The sequence below is a fragment of the Pseudonocardia sp. T1-2H genome, from assembly GCF_038039215.1.
GTDB lineage: Bacteria > Actinomycetota > Actinomycetes > Mycobacteriales > Pseudonocardiaceae > Pseudonocardia.
Map to the genome: position 1 here is coordinate 6,295,218 of NZ_JBBPCL010000001.1, position 18,988 is coordinate 6,314,205.

At 72.9% G+C, this 18,988-nt stretch carries 17 protein-coding genes and 4 pseudogenes; 9 read left to right on the forward strand and 12 right to left on the reverse strand.

Annotation, left to right across the window (positions count from 1 at the left end; genetic code table 11):
• Window positions 1–35: 35 nt before the first annotated feature.
• Window positions 36–951: pseudogene (locus WBK50_RS31015) on the forward strand (amidohydrolase family protein).
• A complete protein-coding gene (alc, locus tag WBK50_RS31020) occupies window positions 948–2,168 on the forward strand; it encodes an allantoicase (protein WP_341338956.1) in 1,221 nt (406 codons plus the stop codon). The pseudogene WBK50_RS31015 and the gene alc overlap by 4 nt, the downstream one beginning before the upstream one ends.
• Before the next feature lie 244 nt (window positions 2,169–2,412).
• On the opposite strand, the gene uraH is transcribed toward alc, so the two are convergent.
• Entirely contained in the window at window positions 2,413–2,736 is a 324-nt protein-coding gene (gene uraH / locus WBK50_RS31025) for a hydroxyisourate hydrolase (RefSeq protein ID WP_341338957.1), read from the reverse strand.
• A 208-nt stretch (window positions 2,737–2,944) separates the two neighbouring features.
• Here uraH and WBK50_RS31030 point away from each other — a divergent pair, with 208 nt between their 5' ends.
• Window positions 2,945–3,646, forward strand: coding sequence for an aspartate/glutamate racemase family protein (locus tag WBK50_RS31030; protein ID WP_341338958.1), 702 nt, complete (start codon window positions 2,945–2,947; stop codon window positions 3,644–3,646).
• A gap of 174 nt (window positions 3,647–3,820) precedes the next feature.
• Window positions 3,821–4,213, forward strand: coding sequence for a cytosine permease (locus WBK50_RS31035; RefSeq protein WP_341338960.1), 393 nt, complete (start codon window positions 3,821–3,823; stop codon window positions 4,211–4,213).
• A 20-nt stretch (window positions 4,214–4,233) separates the two neighbouring features.
• On the opposite strand, the gene WBK50_RS31040 is transcribed toward WBK50_RS31035, so the two are convergent.
• Window positions 4,234–5,472 (reverse strand): DUF6986 family protein, encoded by a 1,239-nt coding sequence (locus tag WBK50_RS31040; protein ID WP_341338961.1) that lies wholly within the window; start codon window positions 5,470–5,472, stop codon window positions 4,234–4,236.
• 152 nt (window positions 5,473–5,624) lie between these two features.
• Window positions 5,625–6,300: pseudogene (locus tag WBK50_RS31045) on the reverse strand (lysophospholipid acyltransferase family protein).
• Window positions 6,301–6,683: 383 nt separating this feature from the next.
• On the opposite strand from WBK50_RS31045, the gene WBK50_RS31050 reads away from it, so the two are divergent.
• Complete coding sequence (locus WBK50_RS31050) at window positions 6,684–8,276, forward strand: ATP-binding cassette domain-containing protein (protein WP_341338962.1); 1,593 nt, start codon at window positions 6,684–6,686, stop codon at window positions 8,274–8,276.
• A 42-nt stretch (window positions 8,277–8,318) separates the two neighbouring features.
• Here WBK50_RS31050 and WBK50_RS31055 read toward each other — a convergent pair whose 3' ends face one another.
• The 3 genes and pseudogenes from WBK50_RS31055 to fbaA all read right to left on the reverse strand — a co-directional run bounded on the left by WBK50_RS31055 (window position 8,319) and on the right by fbaA (window position 10,910).
• Complete coding sequence (locus WBK50_RS31055) at window positions 8,319–9,416, reverse strand: FUSC family protein (protein WP_341338963.1); 1,098 nt, start codon at window positions 9,414–9,416, stop codon at window positions 8,319–8,321.
• A 5-nt stretch (window positions 9,417–9,421) separates the two neighbouring features.
• Window positions 9,422–9,835 carry a DUF3151 domain-containing protein gene (locus WBK50_RS31060; RefSeq protein ID WP_341338964.1) on the reverse strand — a complete coding sequence of 138 codons (414 nt, stop codon included), beginning with the start codon at window positions 9,833–9,835 and terminating at the stop codon, window positions 9,422–9,424.
• A 41-nt stretch (window positions 9,836–9,876) separates the two neighbouring features.
• Window positions 9,877–10,910, reverse strand: a pseudogene (gene fbaA, locus WBK50_RS31065) (class II fructose-bisphosphate aldolase).
• Between the two features lie 99 nt (window positions 10,911–11,009).
• Between fbaA and WBK50_RS31070 the strand changes: the two are divergent.
• From WBK50_RS31070 to WBK50_RS31085, 4 genes are all read left to right on the forward strand, one after another.
• On the forward strand, window positions 11,010–11,669 hold the full coding sequence (locus tag WBK50_RS31070; protein WP_341338965.1) for a SigE family RNA polymerase sigma factor: 660 nt from the start codon (window positions 11,010–11,012) through the stop codon (window positions 11,667–11,669).
• 20 nt (window positions 11,670–11,689) lie between these two features.
• Window positions 11,690–12,028: a hypothetical protein gene (locus WBK50_RS31075; protein WP_341338966.1), complete on the forward strand. Its 339-nt coding sequence runs from the start codon at window positions 11,690–11,692 to the stop codon at window positions 12,026–12,028.
• Window positions 12,029–12,055: 27 nt separating this feature from the next.
• Window positions 12,056–12,721 (forward strand): DedA family protein, encoded by a 666-nt coding sequence (locus WBK50_RS31080; RefSeq protein ID WP_341338967.1) that lies wholly within the window; start codon window positions 12,056–12,058, stop codon window positions 12,719–12,721.
• 62 nt (window positions 12,722–12,783) lie between these two features.
• A complete protein-coding gene (locus WBK50_RS31085; RefSeq protein ID WP_341338968.1) occupies window positions 12,784–13,452 on the forward strand; it encodes a DedA family protein in 669 nt (222 codons plus the stop codon).
• A gap of 16 nt (window positions 13,453–13,468) precedes the next feature.
• Here the strand turns inward: WBK50_RS31085 and WBK50_RS31090 are convergent, their stop codons facing one another.
• The 6 genes and pseudogenes from WBK50_RS31090 to WBK50_RS31115 all read right to left on the reverse strand — a co-directional run bounded on the left by WBK50_RS31090 (window position 13,469) and on the right by WBK50_RS31115 (window position 18,552).
• The gene (locus WBK50_RS31090; RefSeq protein ID WP_341338969.1) at window positions 13,469–14,557 is read right to left on the reverse strand and encodes a glycoside hydrolase family 76 protein; all 1,089 of its coding nucleotides are present in this window, start codon (window positions 14,555–14,557) and stop codon (window positions 13,469–13,471) included.
• 154 nt (window positions 14,558–14,711) lie between these two features.
• Window positions 14,712–15,401 carry a TrmH family RNA methyltransferase gene (locus tag WBK50_RS31095; protein ID WP_341338970.1) on the reverse strand — a complete coding sequence of 230 codons (690 nt, stop codon included), beginning with the start codon at window positions 15,399–15,401 and terminating at the stop codon, window positions 14,712–14,714.
• A 98-nt stretch (window positions 15,402–15,499) separates the two neighbouring features.
• The gene (locus WBK50_RS31100) at window positions 15,500–16,723 is read right to left on the reverse strand and encodes a hypothetical protein (protein ID WP_341338971.1); all 1,224 of its coding nucleotides are present in this window, start codon (window positions 16,721–16,723) and stop codon (window positions 15,500–15,502) included.
• A gap of 283 nt (window positions 16,724–17,006) precedes the next feature.
• A pseudogene (locus WBK50_RS31105) lies at window positions 17,007–17,234 on the reverse strand (AAA family ATPase); the annotation flags it as partial.
• Window positions 17,138–17,920 carry a hypothetical protein gene (locus tag WBK50_RS31110; RefSeq protein WP_341338972.1) on the reverse strand — a complete coding sequence of 261 codons (783 nt, stop codon included), beginning with the start codon at window positions 17,918–17,920 and terminating at the stop codon, window positions 17,138–17,140. The gene WBK50_RS31110 and the pseudogene WBK50_RS31105, both read right to left, overlap by 97 nt.
• Complete coding sequence (locus WBK50_RS31115) at window positions 17,917–18,552, reverse strand: hypothetical protein (RefSeq protein ID WP_341338973.1); 636 nt, start codon at window positions 18,550–18,552, stop codon at window positions 17,917–17,919. The genes WBK50_RS31110 and WBK50_RS31115 overlap by 4 nt, the downstream gene beginning before the upstream one ends.
• Between the last annotated feature and the right edge of the window lie 436 nt (window positions 18,553–18,988).

Below are 18,988 nucleotides of genomic sequence, written 5' to 3' on the forward strand. Positions count from 1 at the left end.
CGGAGACCCTAGAAAGCCTGAGACGAGGAGATCCGATGCTCGATCTGGTGCTCCGCGGCCGCCGGGTGATCACCGGCTTCGGCGAGGTGGACCGCTGTGTCGGCGTGCGGGACGGCCTGATCGTCGCGATCGAGCCCTACGACTCGCCGATCGCCGAGGACACCCGCGAGCTGGTCGACCTGCCCGACGACGAGGTGCTGCTCCCCGGCCTCGTCGGCACCCACGTGCACGTCAACGAGCCGGGCCGCACTGAGTGGGAAGGGTTCGCGTCGGCGACGAAGGCGGCCGCGCTCGGCGGGATCACCACCCTCGTCGACATGCCGCTCAACTCGATCCCGCCGACGATCGACGTCACGGCCCCGGAGGTGAAGCGCAAGTCCGCCGAGCACGAGGCGTTCGTCGACGTCGGGTTCTGGGGCGGAGCGGTGCCGGGCAACGAGCACGAGCTGCGCGGCCTGCACGACGCCGGCGTCTGAGGCGGAGAACCGGGAGCGGCTCTGGGGCGGCCTGACCGACGGCATCATCGACATCGTCGTCTCGGACCACTCGCCCTGCACCGCCGAGCTCAAGCAGCGCGAGACCGAGGACTTCGGCACGGCCTGGGGCGGCATCGCGACGCTGCAGATCGGGCTGCCGGCGGTGTGGTCCGGGGCGCGCGTGCGAGGGCACTCGCTCGCCCAGGTCGTCGGATGGATGGCGGAGCGGCCCGCGAAGCTGGCGGGGCTGACGCACAAGGGGTCGATCGCCCTCGGCGGGGACGCGGACCTCTGCGTGTTCGCGCCGGACGCGGCGTTCGTCGTCGACGTCCACCGGCTCGCGCACCGCAACCCGGTCAGCCCGTACGACGGCCGCGCCCTCTCCGGGGTGGTTCGACGGACGTGGCTGCGCGGGGCCAGGATTGACGTGTCCGACCCACCCGCCGGACGACTGCTGCGACGAGGAGCCCGATGACCCGGCCGAGCACCCGACCCGCCCCTCGTACCGAGTCCACCCGCCTCGACGGGCCGGACATGGACGCGGACTTCGTGCAGCTCCCGGACCTGGCCGCCCGCCGGCTGGGCGGGGCCGTGATCGCCGCGAACGACGACTTCTTCGCGGACCGGGCGGCGCTCGTCATGCCCGGGCCGGTGCAGCCGCGAACCGAGTTCGGCTACCGCGGGAAGGTCTACGACGGCTGGGAGACCCGGCGGCGACGCGAGCCCGGTTCGGACCACGCGATCGTCCGCCTCGGCATCCCGGGGATCGTGCACGGCGTCGTCGTGGACACGGCGTACTTCCGCGGCAACTACCCGCCGGAGATCTCGGTGGAGGGCACCGCGCTGGAGGACTACCCCGGTCCCGCCGAGCTGGCGGCGGCCGAGTGGGAGACCCTCGTCGAGCGGTCACCGGCCAAGGGCGGCCGGCCCAACGTCTACGACGTCCACAGCCCCCACCGGTGGACGCACGCGCGGCTGACGATCTACCCGGACGGCGGGGTCGCGCGGTTCCGGGTGCACGGCGAGGCGGTCGTGGACCCGCGGCTGCTGCACGGCACCGTCGACCTCGCGGCGCAGGACCGCGGCGGGCTCGTGGTGTCCTGCTCGGACATGTTCTACTCCTCGCCGGCGAACCTGCTGCTCCCCGGACCCGCCCGCACGATGGGCGAGGGCTGGGAGACCGCGCGGCGCCGCGACGACGGCAACGACTGGGTGATCGTCAAGCTGTCGGGGCCGAGCCGGCTCCGGGACATCGAGTTCGACACCAGCCACTTCGTGGGCAACGCGCCGGGGGAGGTGCAGATCAGCGGCACCCGGGTGGACTCGCCGAACCCGGATCCGGATGCGCTCGCGTCCCGGGTCTGGACGCCGCTCGTGCCGCGGCGGACCGTCCGCCCGGACACGCCGCACCGCTTCGGGATCGGTCCCGGCGCTCCGACCGTCACCCACCTGAAGATCGACATCTATCCGGACGGCGGGTTCGCCCGGCTCCGGGCGAACGGCGAGCTCAGCGACGGCGGCGTCGAGACCGCGGCCCACCGCTGGCTGGACGCCCTGCCCCCGATGCACCTACGGGACGCCCTCACGGGTGCGGGCCTGGACCGGGCACTGGTCGCCGGTGCCCTGCGCGCCGCGGACCGCCGGGGCTGGCCCCAGGAGCTCCTCGACGCCTTCGCCCCCCGCCGCCCCTGACCCTGTGAGTGCACGGCCGCCCCGAGTACACCGGCGACACCCTGCGGGAGGGCTTGTTCGGGCTTGGCCACGCCCGGCTCGCGGCCGGCCACCCCGGGCGCGCCTCCGGGTCGACCCCGGAGCCCTCGGGGAGGCGCCTCCGGCGCTCGTGCGCGGAAATCGTCGCCCTGGCAACGTTTCCGCGCACGGGCGGCGCAGCCGCGCTGGTGGACGACCCGGGCCTGCCGGGCAGTCCGGGTCCGTCTCAGCTCCCCCTGTAGGTCGTGTACGAGTACGGCGAGAGCAGGAGCGGCACGTGGTGGTGCCCGCGCACCGGGTCGACGGTGAACGCCAGCGTCACCTCCGGGAAGAACCCCGCCTGCCCGGTCGCCGCGAAGTAGGTGCCCGTGTCGAACGTCGCGCGGTGCACCCCTGCCGCGAGCGGGCCGGTGAACAGGTCGCCGACCCGGCCGTCCTCGTCGGTCACGCCGCTGTACACCGTTCCGTCCGGGCAGACCAGGGAGACGGGGACACCGGAGGCCGGACGGCCGAGCGCGGCATCCAGGACGTGTGTGCTGATTCCTGCCACGTGCTCGATTCCTCCTGGGAAGTCCCTACCGCTCGGCGCCCTTCCTCCCCGGGTGCACCCGCGCACGGGGACGGATCGAAACCCGCGGGAATGAGCGCGGGCAATCGATTCACACGAACGTAACGTAGAGCCGCTGTGATTCCTCCGGTACCCGCAACACCTACCGTGGCGAATCCACACCGGGCGAGACGGAACGAAGGAGGCGGGCATGCTCATCACCATCATCAACCCGAACACGACGGAGTCGATGACGACGACGATCGGCAAGTGCGCCGCCCAGGTCGCGGGTCCGGGCACCGTGGTCCACGCCGTCACGCCGTCGATGGGCCCGGCCTCGATCGAGAGCCACTACGACGAGGCGCTGGCCGTGCCGGGGCTGCTCGCGGAGATCGCCGCCGGCGAGCGGGCGGGATCCGACGGGTACGTCGTCGCCTGTTTCGGCGATCCCGGGCTCGATGCCGCGCGGGAGCTGGCGCGCGGCCCGGTCGTCGGGATCGCCGAGGCCGCGATGCGCACCGCCTGCTACCTCGGCCGCGGGTTCAGCGTGGTCACGACGCTGGGCCGGACCATCGGGCGGGCCCGGGACCTGGCCGAGATCTACGGCGCGTCCCGGTTCCTGCGCAACGTCCGGGCGTGTGAGATCGGGGTCCTCGAGCTGGAGGACCCGGCGTCGGACGCCCGCCGGGTGATCACCGAGGAGTGCCGGCGCGCCGTCGTCGAGGACGCCGCGGACGCCGTCGTGCTCGGCTGCGCGGGTATGGCGGACCTCGCCTCGCAGATCTCCGACGCGGTCGGGGTACCGGTGGTCGACGGGGTGGCGGCGGCTACCCGGACCGTGGAGACCCTGGTGGCACTGGGCCTGCGCACCGGCTCGCGCGGGGAGTTCGCGACCCCGCCGGCGAAGCCCTAAACCGGGATCCTGCGCAATTTCCAGATTCCCTGAGCGGATATATGTCGAGTTCTTACTGCCGAGTCTCACATCCATGTGAAGAAATCGGATCATCCATCCCAGCGGGAACTCGTTCACCTACCGTTGCTTCCGATATCGATCGGGCACTCGTCGACGCGGAGGACGGGGACACGGATGACGGAACCGACGGCGGTGGAGACCGGCGGCACGCCGGTGGCCACCAGCGGCACCCCGGGTGAGGTGAAGGCGGACCACGACCCGCGCCTCACCAATTCCGACCTCGCCCCACTCGAGAAGCAGACGTGGAAGTCGTACAACTTCTTCGCCTTCTGTATGTCCGACGTGCACAGCGTCGGCGGGTACGTCACGGCCGGCAGCCTGTTCGCCCTCGGCCTCGCGGCCTGGCAGGTTCTCATCGCGCTGCTGGTCGGCATCGGGATCGTCTACTTCCTCTGCAACCTCGTCGCCCGGCCCAGCCAGGCGACCGGCACGCCCTATCCCGTGGTCTGCCGCTCGTCGTTCGGCGAGCTCGGCGCCAACGTGCCGGCGATCATCTGCGCGCACTGAGCGCGACCGGCCCCTCCGTGTCAGGCGCGACGACGAGCCAGGACGGCCAGATGGTCACGGTCCGTGCCGGTCGCACGTTCCACCTCGTCGACGTCCAGGGCTCCGCAGTCCACGCCCCGCAGCAGGAACCCGGCAAGGGCGACGGCGGTGGCGGGCTCGTCCATGAAGCCCGATTCCGCCCGCTCGAGGTACGCCTTCAACCGGGCCCCCGCGGACCCCGCGCCGTCCCGGTAGAACAGGTGCACGGCGACGAAGCGGCTCGGCAGCTGGGCCGGGTGCAGGTCCCAGCCCTGGTAGAAGCCGCGTTCGAGGGAGCGCCGGACGAGCCGGCCGTGCAGCGCCCAGGCCACGTGCACCGCCGCCCCGTCCCCGACCGGGATCCGGTTCGTCGAGCCGTCGGAGAGCCGGACGCCGGTGCCCGCCGCGGCGAGCTGCATGACCGCCTTGGCGTGGTCCGCCGCCGGGTGCTCCATGCTCTGGTACCGCGCGGCGATCCCGAGCGAGGCCGAGTAGTCGTAGGTGCCGTAGTGCAGGCCGGTGCACCGGCCCGCCGCCGCGGCGATCATTCGGGGCAGCGGGGACGCGCCGTCGGGGCCGAGGACCGACTGCGGGGTCTCGACCTGGATCTCGAACCGGAGCGGCGCGATCCCGTGCTCTGCCTCCAGCGCCTCCAGCACCCGCACCAGGGCGCCGACCTGCTCGACGGCCGTCACCTTGGGCAGCGTGAGCACGAACCCGTCCGGGATCCCGCCCGCCTTCACCAGCGCGCCGACGAAGCCGGCGAGGGTGCGGATGCCGCGCCGCCGGGTCGGGGCCTCGAAGCTGCGGAAGCGGAGACCGGTGAACGGCGGGGCGGTGCCGGCTGCGACCGACGCGGCGAGCTCGACGGCGGCGCGCTCGGCCTCGGCGTCCTCCTCCGCGTCGGACCGGGTGCCGTAGCCGTCCTCGAGGTCGATGCGCAGGTCCTCGATCGGCTCGGTGCCGAGCTTGCGCCGGACCCGGTCGGTGAGCTCGCCGGCCAGCTCGTCCGGCACGCCCCAGACGTCTGAGAGGTCCGGGGCGTGGGCGTCGAGCGCGGCGAGCGCCTCGGCGCCCCAGCGCGCGGCGGTGTCCCTGGTGTAGCGGTCCGCGGGGACGTAGACGGTGTGCACCGGCTGCCGCGACCCGGCGTCACCCGGGTAGGCCGCCGCCAGCCGCGCGTCGACGTCGTGCAGCTCACGGTCGAGCTCGGACGCGAGCGCGTCGGCGAGATCCGTCATGCGCCGATCCTTCCGGATGGTCACCGGCCCTCGCTCGTTCTGTGACGACCCGGCGCATGTCCTTCCGGGGCCACCTGATCACCGGGAGCGTGACGTGGCTGCGTCTCCGACCGCGCTGGTACGACCTTCGCGGCGAGCAGAGGACGGTCCGGTCAGGCGGCGGCCTGGTCGCCGGGGCGGCGGTGGTAGCTGTCCACGTACTCGGCGCCGGAGAAGCTCCGCGATGGCGTCCATGATCTCGTCCGTGACCGCCCGGCGGATGGCGGCGGAGTTCTCCAGGCCCTCGTAGCGGCTGAAGTCCAACGGCTCGCCGAAGCGCACCTCGACCGGCGCGATCCGCGGCAGCTTCGCGCCGACGGGCTGCACCTTGTCCGTGCCGAGCAGCGCCACCGGGACGACGACCGCGCCGGTGGACAGCGCCAGGGAGGCGACACCGGTGTGCCCACGGTGCAGCCGGCCGTCGAGCGAGCGCGTGCCCTCGGGGTAGATGCCGAACGCGCCGCCCTGCTCGAGGACCTTCCGCCCGGCGTCGAGCGCGGCGAGCCCGGCCTTCGCGTTGGCCCGGTCCACCGGGACATAACCGAGGGCGGTGAGGAACCGAGCGAGCAGCCTGCCCTTGATCCCGCAGCCCGTGAAGTACTCCGCCTTGCCCAGGAACGCGACGGGGCGGGGGGTGACGAGGGGGATCACCGCGGTGTCGACCGCGGCGCGGTGGTTGGACGCGAAGATCACCGGGCCGTGGAGCGGGACCCGCCGCGCGCCGTGCACCCGGGGCCGCCACACGACCCGCACGAGCGGAGCGAGCACCCACTTGATCAAGAACTGCATGTCCCCTAGACCTTCCCGACATCCCCGGCCGACCTGGACGTGCACCCGAGGGCGCCCATGCGCCCGCGCCAGTGTGGCGCTCCCATTGTGTCCGCTGGGTCACCGGGACGGAACGGCTCCGGGACGTGAAGTCGACGGCTCGCGTCGGGGCCGCCCGCTGCAGTCGCCGGTGATGCGGTGGGGCACGGCCGAGTCGGCGAGCCGCGGGAGTCCGATCCGGGTGAGGAACCCCTCGACGTCCAGCCGGAAGGTCGTAAATCGGTTGCGGGCCTCCCGCGGTCCGCGCGATGCTGCGGGAGACATGAGGCACTGACACCATCCCCGCCCGCGACCGCGGCTCCACGCCCGGCGGGCGCACACCTGTGATCACCGGTGGTGTCCCCATGCCTGCAGCAGCCCTCCTCGCGCACGACCTCGTCCGGAACCTCGGCGGCCGCCGGGTCCTCGACGGCGTCTCCCTCGCCGCGGCCCCCGGCCGGCGGATCGGCCTGATCGGGGAGAACGGCGTCGGCAAGTCCACGCTGCTGCGCCTGCTCGCGGGCGTCGACGAGCCGGACGGCGGCTTCGTCGTCCGGCCGCCGGAACTCGGGTTCCTGCATCAGGAGATGCCGTACGACCCGGCGTCGACGGTCTCGGACGTGGTCGACGACGCGCTGCGCGTCGCCCGCGCCGCGGTCGCGGAGCTCGACGAGCTGAGCGCGCACCTGGACCGGCCCGACGCCCTGCAGCGCTACGGCGAGCTCCTCGGGTGGGCCCAGGACCACGACGTCTGGGACGCCGACCGGCGCGCCGGGCTCGTCCTGGCCGGGCTGGGGCTCGGCGGGATCGCGCTCCACCGCGCCCTCGGGACGCTCTCCGGCGGGCAGCGCAGCCGCCTCGGGCTGGCGGCCCTGCTGCTGCGCCGGCCCGCGGCGTTGCTCCTCGACGAACCCACCAACCACCTCGACGACGACGCCGCGGCCTTCCTCGAGGAGCAGCTGCGGGGACTGCCCGGCGTCGTGGTGGCGGCGAGCCACGACCGGGCGTTCCTCGACGCCGTCTGCACGGACGTGATCGATCTCGACCCGGCCGTGAACGGACCGACCCGCTACGGCGGCGGCTACTCGGACTACCTCGCCGAGAAGCACGCCGAGCGGGAGCGCTGGGAACGGCGGTTCGCCGAGGAGCAGGAGGAGCTCGGCCAGCTCCGCCACTCGGTCGGCGTCACCGCGCACCGGGTCGCCCCCGACCGCCCGAAGCGGGACAACGAGAAGATGGCGTACGGGTACAAGGGCGAGCGGGTCCAGCACCAGATCGCCCGGCGGGTCCGCAACGCCACCCGCCGGCTCGACGAGCTGACCCGGGACCAGGTGCGCCGGCCGCCGGAGCCGCTGCGGTTCCGCGTGGAGAACCTGGCGGCGCCCCGCGGTACGGCTCCGCTGCTGGCACTGCGGGACGTGCGCGTCCCCGGCCGGCTCACCCTGGACCGGCTGGACGTCTCCGCGACCGAGCGACTGCTGGTCACCGGGCCGAACGGGTCGGGCAAGTCGACGCTGCTCGCGGTGCTCGCCGGACGTCTCGGGATCACCGATGGGACGCTGCACCGCCGCCGGGGACTGCGGGCCGGGCTGCTGGCCCAGGACACCGTGTTCCCGCGGCCGGACCGCACCGTCCGGGACGTCTACGCCGCGGCCCTCGGGCCGGAGCACGCCGAACGAGTGCCCCTGGCGTCGCTGGGCCTGGTGGCGCCCCGTGACGTCGGCCGCCCGGTCGGCGAGCTGTCCGTCGGGCAGCACCGGCGCCTCGCCCTCGCGCTGCTGCTCGCGGACCCGCCGGAGCTGCTGCTGCTCGACGAGCCCACCAACCACCTCTCGCCGCGCCTGTCGGACGAGCTGGAGGAGGCGCTGGGGACCGGCCCGGGCGCGGTGATCGTCGCGAGCCACGACCGCCGGCTCCGGGACCGCTGGGCCGGGCGCGAGCTGCGGCTGGCCCGATAGCGCGGGTGTGCGCAGAGCGCTCCGTGCACCCCCGCGCAACGCTCAGAGCTGGGCGCGCAGGGCTGCCTGGGCGGCCTGCCGGGTCAGGCCGGTGGCCTGCAGGAGGTCGATCGCGATCGAGCGGAGCTGCGCGATCATGACCTGTTCGGACACCCCGCGGTCACCGGCCCCGTCGCCGAGGACCGGCGAGTCGTGGACGAGCTCGAGGATCGGTTCGCGGGCCTTCGCCCGGTCCCCGTCCTCCCCGATCTGCTCGGTCAGCTTCTGCACCGCCGTACCCAGCTGCGCGACGGCGTCGGCCAGCTCCTCGACGGCGGGCTCGTCGTCCCCGATGGCCGTGACCGCGCGCCGGGCGAGCACCCGGGCGTTGCGCATCGCGTAGTCCGTGCGCTCGGCGAGCTCGGTGAACCGGAGCAGCGCGCGGCGGTGCGGGCGGCGCAGGGGGGCCACCGACGTCACCTCGCGGCCCGAGGCCAGGGCGGCCCGCAGCGCGTCGATCAGGGGTTGGCTCCGCCGGGCCCGGGCGAGCGCCGCGCTCGCCGCCTCCGGGTCCCGTCCGCGCAGGGCGTCCGCGATGCCGAACAGGACGCCCGCGAGCTCGTCGAGAACCGCGTGGGCCTGCCGGCGGACGGGGCCGAGCGGGTGCGACGGCAGGACTGCGGCGACGAGCAGCCCGACCGCGCCGCCGATCACCGCGTCGAGGGCGCGATTGATCCCACCGACGCCTCCGGGCGGCAGCAGCGTCGCGACGAGCACGGCGGACGAGCCGGCCTGCGCGACGATCAGCGTGGCCCCGTCGGTGAACACCGCGGCCGCCATCGCCAGCGCCACGACCAGCGCGATCTGCCAGGTCCCCGAGCCGATCGCGGAGATCAGCAGGTCCCCGACGAGCACGCCGAGGCTGACCCCGACGACGAGCTCGACCACCCGCCGGCGCCGCGTCCCGAGGGAGACGCCGAGGCACAGGACCGCGGCGACCGGCGCGAAGAAGGGCCGGTCGTGCCCGACCAGGTCGTTCGCGACCCACCAGGACAGCCCGGCCGCCACGGCGCACTGCAGGATCGGCAGCGCCGAGACCCGCAGCCGCCGTCCGCCGAGCTGCAGCCGCGAGCGGGCCCGGGAGCGCACCCGGCGGAGCACGGTCGTCAGGCCAGGCCGAGCGCGGACGGCGCCGTCGGGTCGGACTCCGCGATGAAGGCGCGGAGGCGCTCGACCTCGTCCGTCTCGCCGATCGCCTCGGACGCGCGCAGCAGCGCGGCGAGCGCCCGCAGGACGCCGCGGTTGGGCTCGTGCGACCACGGGATCGGGCCGAAGCCCTTCCAGCCGTTGCGCCGGAGCTGGTCCAGGCCGCGGTGGTACCCGGTGCGGGCATAGGCGTAGGCGGTGATCGAGGCGCCCTCGGCGAGCGAGTTCTCGGCGAGGGTGGCCCAGGCGATCACCGACGACGGGCTGGCCGCGGCCACGTCGGCCGGGTCCTCACCGTTCTCCAGCGCGGCCGCCGCGGGATCGATCGGGAGGCGGGTCGGCTCCGGGCCGAGAAGGTTGCCGTGCACACTCATGCCGACATACTGCCTCCTCGGGCCCGGAGCATCCCCGCGGGTCAGCCCGCCAGCGACTTCCCTGTGGACTTCAGGGACTCGCAGGCCTCGATGACGCGCTCGGACATCGCGACCTCGGCCTTCTTCATGTAGACGCGCGGGTCGTAGGCCTTCTTGTTGCCGACCTCGCCGTCCACCTTCAGCACGCCGTCGTAGTTCTTGAACATGTGGTCGGCGATGGGCCGGGTGAACGCGTACTGGGTGTCCGTGTCCACGTTCATCTTCACGACGCCGTAGGTGAGCGCCTCGTGGATCTCCTCCAGCAGCGAGCCGGAGCCGCCGTGGAAGACCAGGTCGAACGGCTTCTCGCCGTGGCTCAGGCCGAGCTTCTCCCGCGCGACCTCCTGCCCCTGCTTCAGGATCTCCGGGCGCAGCTTCACGTTGCCCGGCTTGTAGACGCCGTGCACGTTGCCGAAGGTCGCGGCCAGCAGGTAACGGCCCTTCTCCCCGGCGCCGAGCACCTCGACCACGCGCTCGTAGTCGCCCGGCGCGGTGTAGAGCTTCTCGTTGATGTCGTGCGCGACGCCGTCCTCCTCGCCGCCCACGACACCGATCTCGACCTCGAGGATGATCTTCGCCTTCGCCGCCTCCTCGAGCAGCTCCGCCGCGATCTTCAGGTTCTCCTCGACTCCACCGCCGACCCGTCCCACATGTGGGACTGGAAGAGCGGGTTCAGACCCTTCGCGACGCGCTCCTGGCTGATCCTGATGAGCGGCCGGACGAAGCTGTCCAGCTTGTCCTTGGGGCAGTGATCGGTGTGCAATGCCACGTTGATCGGGTACTTGTCCGCGACCACATGGGCGAACTCGGCCAGCCCGACCGCACCCGTGACCATGTCCTTGACCCGGGTCCCGGAGAGGAACTCGGCACCGCCGGTGGACACCTGGACGATGCCGTCGCTGCCCGCCTCGGCGAAGCCGCGCAGGGCCGCGTTCAGCGTCTCCGTGCTGGTCACGTTGATGGCCGGGTAGGCGTACTCACCGCTCTTCGCCTTGTCCAGCATCTCGTTGTAGATCTCGGGAGTGGCGATCGGCATGGTTGACCTCCTCGACGTCCACGTATTTCGGCAGCCAGTATCGCCTACCCGGGACGCGCGGTGAGGACCCCTGATCGACCTCGCCGTTAAGCTGACGGCGTGGGGGACCGGATCGAGGGCCGGATCGACGGCCGGCTCGACGTCGCGGGCGACAGCGGCGCCGAGGGTGCTGTCGAGCGCACCCTCACCCGGCTGCGGCGGATCGACAGCCGCCCGGACCCGACGGTGGCCCCGCCCGCGGCCCCGCCGGCGGGGGCGCCACCGGCCCCGCTGACGCTCGCGGACCTCTACCGGGACCACCGGATGCGGCTCATCCGGCTGGCCGTCCTGCTCGTGGACCAGCCCGCCACCGCCGAGGACGTCGTCCAGGAGGCCTTCACCGGCCTGCACCGGCACTGGTCGGGGCTGCGGGACGAGGCCGCGGCCGTCGCGTACCTGCGCACCGCGGTCGTCAACGGGTCGCGGTCCGTTCTCCGGCGCCGCCGCACCGCCCGGGAGTACGTCGCGCCGCACGGCGTCAACGCGCGCTCCGCGGAGTCGCTGGCCATGCTGTCCGCGGAACACCAGTCGGTGGTCGACGCCCTGGGGTCGCTCCCGCCCCGACAGCGTGAGGTCCTCGTACTGCGCTACTACGGTGGGCTCTCGGAGGCGGAGATCGCCGAGGCCGCCGGGATCAGCCGGGGCACCGTGAAATCGACCGCCAGCCGGGCCCTCGACACGGTCGCCCGGGTGCTCGCGGAACGATCCGGGGGACGCTGAATGGACGGGAGGGGGACGCCGTGAGCCGGCCGGGAGGACCCCCGCCGTACCCCGCGCCGGATCCGGAGCAGCGGCTGGCGGAGGCAATGCGCGCCCACGCGTCACAGTCCGGCGGTTCTGCGCCCTACGTGCCGGAACCCGGCCCGTCGGCCACCCGGTACCAGCCGCCGCCGCAGCACACCCCCGGCCCGCCTGCCGCCCCGTGGACGGCCCCCGACCGCGGCCGGGCGGCGCCCGGGAGCGCGCTCGGGCCGATCCTCTGGCCGTTGCTGATCGCCCTGCTGGCCGGCGCGGTGCTCGGGTGCGGGCTCGCGCTGATCTCCATCCTGCTCCCGGGAGTACTGCCCCCGATCGGCTGAGGGGGCCGACCGGTACCGTCGTGCCCTGTGACGCCTCTCGCCACCACGACTCTCGCGCTCGGCCCCGAATGGCTGAAGCCCGACACCATCATCGAATGGCTCGGCCCCTGGGCGCTCGTCGGCCTGGCGCTGATCGTCTTCGCCGAGTGCGGCCTGCTCCTCGGCTTCTTCCTGCCCGGTGACTCGCTGCTGTTCACGGCGGGCCTGTTCGTGGCGAGCGGCGCGATCAGGACGCCGCTGTGGCTCACCTGTCTGATCCTGGTCGTGGCCGCGTTCGCCGGGAACGCCACGGGGTACGCGATCGGCCGCAAGGCCGGGCCCGCGATCTTCGACAAGCCGAAGAGCAGGCTGTTCAAGCCGAGTCACGTGGCGAAGACGCAGGAGTTCTTCGACAAGTACGGCAACCGGGCGATCGTGCTGGGCCGCTTCGTCCCGGTCGTGCGGACCTTCATCACCGTCATGGCGGGCGTCGGGCAGATGGAGGCCAAGCGCTACCTGACGTACTCGCTGATCGGCGGCGTCGCCTGGGCCGCCGGCGTCACGGTGCTCGGCTACTTCCTCGGCCAGTTCGACGTCGTCAAGAACAACATCGAGCTGATGCTCATCCTCATCGTGCTCCTCTCGGTGATCCCGATCATCATCGAGATCCTGCGGGCGCGGCGTGACCGCCCCAAGGGCGCGCACGCCCGCTGACGCACGCGACGGCGCCGGCCGAACCTCCCTTCCGGCGCCCCTTCAGGAGATCCGAGACGACGATGACGCCTGCAGACCGCTACCTCGCCTTCGAGCCGCTCGGTTCCGCGGGGCCGGTCACCGTCTGGATCGTCGTCCTGGCCTTCGTGTTCCTGGAGTGCGCGTTCGTCGTCGGGCTGTTCCTGCCCGGGGACTCCCTGCTGGTCGCCGCGGGCGTCGTGCTCGCGGCGCACGGCCACGAGGGCGGCGCCTGGCTGCTCGCCGCGGTCGCCACCGGCGCCGCGGTGGCCGGCAACCAGGTCGGCTACCTCGTCGGGCGCTACACCGGGACCCGGCTGCTGGCCCGCAAGGACGGGAAGATGCTCAACCGGGCGAACCTGGACCGGGCCGGGGCGTTCCTGGACCGGCGAGGCTTCTGGTCGATCATCGTCGCCCGGTGGATCCCCTGGATCCGCACGCTGGCGCCGATGATCGCCGGGGCCGCGCGGATGGACAACCGGAAGTTCATCGTGGCCAACGCCGTCGGGGCGGTCCTCTGGGTGCCGGCGCTGATGATGCTCGGCTTCTACGGCGCCGGGGCGCTGGACGGCATCCCGTGGGTCAAGCACGTGGTCGTCGTCGGCGCGATCGCGTTCTTCGTGGTCGGGACGGTGCTGGGGCTGGTGCGGTTCCGTCAGGAGATGCGCAAGCCCGTCGACGAGGCCGCCGAGCCCTCGCCCGGGCAGCTCTGAGAGCGCCCTCCTCGTACTACCGGCCTCGCTCCAGGCGGGCGGCGGCCTCGAGCAGCATCCAGCCCGAGAGCTGCACGGACAGCGCGGACTCCGGCGTCCCGGCCCGTGGTCGGCGCGCGGGACGCCGCCAGTCGTGGGCGAGCACCGGGCCGGAGGCGTCGGCGGCCCGGTTCTCCCACGCCCGCTCCGCGCTCGCCGTCACCAGGTGCGCGGCCGTGGGGGCGAGCGCCGGCAGCCGGACCGCCGCGTCCGCCAGGTAGCGGGCCAGGATGCCGTTGAACAGGCCGCCGTCCCCGCCGTCGTCGTAGCCGCCGATCACCCCGTCCGGCTCCGCCAGGTGCTCCCGGACCGCCTCGACGACGGCCGCGGCGCGGCGCGCCCAGCGCGGGTCCCCGTCGCGTTCGGCCAACTCGACGCAGGCGCCCAGGTAGACGCCCTGGCAGTAGGTGTAGGCCAGGCCCTCGACGGCCCAGACCCCCGTCACCGGGTCGGGCCGGATCCCGTCCCGGACCAGGCCGGTCTCCGGATCGACGAGGGTCGCGGCCATCCAGTCGACGATCGCGACGGCGCGGGCGACGTCCCCGGTCCTGGCCAGCAGGATCGCCGCTGGACCGTTCGCCGGGGCGTTCTTGAAGTCGTCGCCCCGGCGCCACCAGATGCCGCCACCGCCGTCCGGGGTGTGGCCCGCGCGTAGCTGCGCGGTGATCGCGGCGACGGCATTCGGCCCGGTCCGCCGGAGCCGGACGCCGGCCCGCCGCACGGCCAGGGCCAACCAGGCGATGTCGTCGTAGTAGTCGTTGGTCCAGCGGCCGAGGTTGCGCAGCCGGATCCCGCGGACGAGCGCGGCGAGCTCGCGGCCGCGGCGGTCCGAGGGCTCGCGCAGCTGGGCGTCGAGCAGGCAGTCCAGCAGGTGCGCCTGCCACCAGTAGTGCCACGGACCGAGCAGGGTGCGCGGGCCCACCGGACGGTTCGTGGCGACCCGCCCGATCCGGGTCCCGGGGACGACGGCGAGCCGGCGCAGCGAGCGGCTCCGGACGGCGCGCTCGGCCTCCGCCGCCCGCTCGGCCCAGACCCGGTTCCGTGCCGGGGCGTGTCTGCGTGCCACGCGGCGATCATCGCAGCCCCTCCCGTCCGGGGTCACCCCTGATGCCCTCGTCCTGCCGGTGGCGGGATCCGAGGGACGCCCGTCGTCGGCGCCATCCTCGCGGACGAGCTCAGCCGCCGGGTGAAGAGCGGGCTCGCCGGGTAGAGCGGGGCGGTCACCAGGCCCGGGAGAGGTCGCCGTGCGCACGGACCCACGCGTGCATGGCGATCCCCGCGGCCACCCCGGCGTTGATCGAGCGGGTGGAGCCGAACTGCGCGATCGACACCACGAGGCCCGCCGCCGCGCGCGCCTCCGCGGTCAGCCCGGGGCCCTCCTGGCCGAACAGCAGCAGGCACTCGCGGGGCAGCTCGGTCGTCTCCAGCGGCACCGCTCCGGGGGTGTTGTCCACCGCGACCAGCACCAGGCCGTGCTCCGCGGCGAAGTCGCGCACGCCGGCGACGTCCGGGTGATGGTGGAGCTGCTGGTAGCGGTCGGTGACCATGGCGCCGCGCCGGTTCCACCGCCGCCGGCCGACGATGTGCACGCCCGCCGCGGCGAACGCGTTGGCCGTGCGGACGACGGTGCCGATGTTGTGGTCGTGGGCGAAGTTCTCGATCGCCACGTGGAACGGGTGGCCGCGGGTGGCGAGGTCCGCCGCGACCGCCTCCCGCCGCCAGTACCGGTAGGCGTCGACGACGTTGCGCCGGTCCCCGTGCTCGAGCAGCTCGGGGTCGTAGCGCTCGTCGACGGGCCAGGCCTCCCGCCCGCCAGGCCAGGGCCCGACGCCGACCTGCCCCGGCACCGCCCACTCGGTCGGCCCGGTCTCCGGGCCGACGTCCACGGCGTCCGATGGCGGCGTACTCACCCCCGGATGATCCCACCGCCCGTCCGGCCGACCGCGTCAAGGAGCCACAACGCGAGTTCCGGGGCCGCCGGACCGCGTTGTGGCTCCATGACGCGAGGTCAGGGGGCGGGAGTGGCCGCGGCGGAGGTGCCCTCGTCGCGTTCCCGGTGCGACGCGGGCAGCGCCAGGCGGATCTGGGCGTGTGCGCGGTGCGCCCCCGCCGCGGCCGCGTGGTACTCCTCGAGCCGGCGCTGGAACTCCGGGTCCGCGTAGACCCGGCCGTCGACGGTCGGGCCCTCGCGGCCGTTCATCACGGCCTCGACGTCCTCGCCGGTCAGCGTCTTGTGCGTCTCCAGGGCGTGGGCCAGGGCGAGCACCGACGAACGGTTGTCCCGCAGGATCTCCTCGGCCCGGTCCAGCAGGGTCGCGAGGTGGTCCTCGATCCGGTCCGCCAACGCACGCCGGAGCATCGCCTCGGGCTTCTCGTCCTTCCCCGCGCCGCGTCCGCCACCGGGCGAGCCGACCTCCAGCCGCCGGGCGGAGGAGTACGACGACACCGTCGCACCCATGCCCCAGAAGCCCTCCATGAAGGAGGCCACCGTCGTCGCGGACTCGAGGTCCCCGGAGACGCCGGACGAGCTGTCGCCGTCGAAGAACATCCGCTCCCCGGCCAGCGACGCCAGCGAGACGAGGATGTCCGCCTCGTACTCCGAGCGCCACCGGGTGAACTGGTCCTCCGGCGGGATGCTCGCGACCATGCCGAGGTAGTCGCTGCCCTTCTCGATCGTCGCGATGTCGATCTCCATGTGCGCCCGCACCCGGGCTGCGACGACCGCGTGGCAGCCCTCGTGCACGGCGACGGAGTGCCGCTCGCGCTCGATGTACTCGACGTCCTCGGGCGGCCCGAGCTCCTTGAGCTGCTTGGCCTTGAGGACGTCCTTCCACGTGATGACCTCGCGGCCGTCCCGGATGGCGGTGATCAGGGCCTCGTTCACCAGGTCCTTGATGGTCGCGCCGGTGGCGTACGGGGTGATCGTCGCGAGTTTCTCGAGGTTGTCGTCGGTGATCTCGTGCGGGACCTTGTCCAGGTACCCCTTGTAGGTCATGATCCGGCCCGCCCGGCTCGGGTAGCCCACCTTGTAGATCCGGTCGATGCGGCCCGGGCGGAGCAGCGCCTCGTCCAGCGACTCCGGCATGTTCGTCGCCATCATCACGAGGATCCGGTACTTGGGCGGCGGCTTCGGCCGCATGCCGAGCGCACGCCGTCCCCACCGGTTGAGCAGGCCGCGCGGCTTCTTCAGGCCGGAGAAGCTCGGTGAGCAGGGCCTGCAGCGTGCCGCCACCGCCTCCGCCGCCGCCGTTCATCCCGCCCATGATGAATCGGCTGCGCCGTGAGGTGTCCTCGACGGGTTCCGCCGCCGACGAGAGAGCCCCCGACGAGAGAGCACTGCGGGTCAGCAGCGTGCGGGTGTCCTCCGAGAGGTAGGAGAACCCGTGGCAGCCGCCGGAGTGGAAGGGCGCCGCTCCCATGCCCCGCACCCCGCCCGGGCCGACGCCGGCCAGCGAGCCACGGTTGCCCAGCGCGTCCGCCTCGTCGAAGAACACGATGACGCCGCCGTAGCGCAGCGAGAGCTTGCGCAGCTTCCGGAACAGCGACTTCACCTTGAGGATGCCGACACCCATGAACATGTTGATGAAGGCGCCCGGGTCCACGAACACGTACGGCTTGCCCGTCTCGCCGGCGACCGCCTCGGCCATCAGCGTCTTGCCCGTTCCGGGCGGGCCCCAGAGCAGCAGGCCGCCGGGCACGTACCCGCCCTTGGCCTCGATCTCCTCCGGCTTCTCCAGGAACATGATGTTCTCCCGGATCCGCGCGACGACGTGGTCCTGGCCCCAGACGTCCGCGAAGCGGGTCTTGATGTCGTCCGGGTAGTAGGTGTCGACGCCACCCGGGAGAGCAGCCAGAACAGGCCGATGAACTGGAATGCGACGAAGAAGAACGCGAAGGCCAGCTGCAGGATCAGCGGCGCCGCCTGCCAGATCAGCGCGGGCGCCTCGAAGAGCGCGAGGATCGGCGAGGTCTGGAGGATCTGGGCGGCGACCACAGCCACCAGCGCGACGAACGCGACGATCTTGAGGAGCCGGGCGAGCCGGAACCGCGTCCAGTCCGAGAACCGCCGCTTCAACGCGCGGTCCGTGCCGCCGAACACCTTCTGCGACCAGAACCGGTGGTAGCGGGAGGACCGCTCGCTGACGAGGAAGTGCAGCTGGCGGAGCACCTCGAGCCCGGCCAGCCAGATCAGCCACTGGGACTCGTGGGTCTGGATCCTGAACGCGTCGGAGAAGGTGATCAGCGGGTTGTCCGCGACCTGCGCCCACACGATGATCATGAACAGCAGGACGAGGAGCAGCAGCAGCCGCGTGCGGTCCCAGATCGACATCCGCTTGCGGGTCACGTCGGTCCGCGGGGGTGGCGGTTCGTGCACCGGGGGCATCGGGGAGCCGTCAGGGAGCCCGTCCACGGAATCGGTGGTGGTCATAGGGCCTCCCGGACCGTGAACGAGGAGACGACGGAGTCGATCTCCTGCTGGCGCTGCTTGAAGCAGTCGAGGGAGCAGCGCGCGAGGGCGATGGACAGCTTGCTGGCGTCGTCGTTGAGGTAGCCGGTGAGATCGAAGACCTGGGCGTCCCCGCCGCTGATGCGGTACGAGTACACGGTGTGCACGCCGCGGATGCCGTTCCCGGGCGTCAGCACCTCGTCCGAGACGGATGTGAAGCCGCTGTACGGGTTCTGCCGACCCACCGCCGTCAGCTGCTGCCGGGACGCCGGAGACACCGGATGGAAGAAGTCCCGCAGCGAGTCCAGCCCGAGCCGGCCGCGGCTCTGCGCCGGGATCGCCTGCACCACGACCAGGATGGCGGGTGCCGCCGGCCCGACCGGGCTGTCGAGGACGTGGCTGACCGACGGCGAGGCGTCCGCGTCGTAGGCCTCGAGCCACACCCCCTTCGAGCTGTCCTTCGCGGGCTCGACACCCACCTGCGACTTGATGTCCTTCGGATCGATCTGCCGCCAGGTGTTCGGGACCTTCAGATAGGCGCGGTCCGCCGAGTTGGTGACGTAGGTGTACGACGGCGCGCCGCAGCCCACCAGCACCAGACCGAGCACGGCCACCACCATCAGGCCACGCCCGTGAGGCCGCCGGATCCGCCTCCCCCGACACCAGCCGGGTCGCACAGTCATGGAGCCTCCTGCCGTGACCGTTCCGTGATCTGTACGAGTATGCGCCACGACCGTGACCGAACACTGCCCCGTTCAGGTTGCGAGGACGGTTCCCGGGAGCCCCAACCTGATGGAAAGCCATGATCGGAAGGGCCGAGACCGGCAGACGGCTGTGACAGCGCCGTACGCACCGCGGGGCTCGGCGAGCGGTCCGCGATTAGACCGATCCGGGGGGCAACGACCCGAGCCTGGGAGGTTGCTCAGCTTTCGGAGCAATTATCGCAGCGTTCGGAGCAACTACGCACCGTTCACCGCTCCCCGGCGTCGTCGTGACCGACGGCAACCCCATGGAACTCTCAGTTTCCGCCCCCTCGCTCTCAGGGGTGCC